Below are 1,039 nucleotides of genomic sequence, written 5' to 3'. Positions count from 1 at the left end.
GGCTTTGTTGCACAAAGATTTAAAAAATAGAACTACCCTAAGCGACTCAAATTTAAGTGACAACTTGGGTATGAGCTCGGCCTAATTCCATAAATTTATTTAATACTGCCACACGTGCATGAATCTCATTCACCTGGCTTTGAAAACTCCGTGCACTGAGTTTATCTCCCAATAATTTGATGCAATGCATCTTGGTTTCTACCAAGCTTCGGCGATGATACCCAGACCACTTTTTCCAAATTGCTCTTCCTAGGCATTTAACCGTTTTCAACAATTCATTTCTTTCTAAAGATCTCAGCTTTTTGTCTTTCCAGGGCTTCGCATTTTTTCTTGGCGGAATCACCGCATGTGCCTGTCGATCTGAGATGACTTTTCTGCAGTGTTTCGTGTCATAAGCACCATCTGTATAGACAGAATCAATCTGCTCATCAAGTGGAATTTGATCAAGTAAATCCTCGAGTACTTGTGAATCACTGACATTGTTTGTCGTGAGCTGAACGGCCCGTATTTGCAGCGTTTCAGCATCTATACCAATGTGAAGTTTACGCCATTGGCGACGATATTCAGGCTGATGTTTCTTACGTTTCCATTCACCTTCACCTAAAAACTTCAAGCCAGTAGAGTCGACGAGTAGGTGGAAACCATCACGACTTTTTTGATAGCGAATTGCAATATCAATATGCTTTTGTCTTCTACAAATAGTCGAATAATCTGGCGCTGTCCAATCTAATCTACAAAGTTTAATGAGGCTCTGAACAAAGCCAGTGACCATGCGTAAAGAGAGTCGAAATAGTGATTTGATCATAAGGCAGCATTGAATAGCCGCATCAGAATAAGTTTGATTTCTACCATGTTTGCCTTTTGGTTGTGCATACCATTGAGTAGTCGGGTCAAACCAGATCAAGATATTTCCTCGATTCACCAAAGCTCGGTTGTAAGAAGACCAATTGGTTGTGCGATAGGTTTTAGGTGCGGGCTTATTCATTTGAGAATTATATTGCTAGATAAGCCTTTACATATAGGTTTGTGCAACAAAGCC

Annotated in this window: 1 protein-coding gene; it reads right to left on the bottom strand. The window is 40.4% G+C overall.

Translation table 11 applies throughout. The annotated features are described in order from the left end of the window. Positions 1 to 52: 52 nt before the first annotated feature. Complete coding sequence (locus E2B99_RS12815; protein WP_134245483.1) at positions 53 to 985, bottom strand: IS5 family transposase; 933 nt, start codon at positions 983 to 985, stop codon at positions 53 to 55. Between the last annotated feature and the right edge of the window lie 54 nt (positions 986 to 1,039).

The sequence above is a fragment of the Alkanindiges illinoisensis genome, from assembly GCF_004377485.1.
GTDB classification, from domain to species: Bacteria; Pseudomonadota; Gammaproteobacteria; order Pseudomonadales; family Moraxellaceae; genus Alkanindiges; species Alkanindiges illinoisensis_A.
Note: the sequence above shows the minus strand (reverse complement) of the source record. Positions and strands in the feature narration are given on the sequence as shown.

What these genes read in the sequence shown, in the direction of transcription:
- E2B99_RS12815 (WP_134245483.1), bottom strand. Translation starts at nt 985, where the DNA reads ATGAATAAGCCCGCACCTAAAACCTATCGCACAACCAATTGGTCTTCT.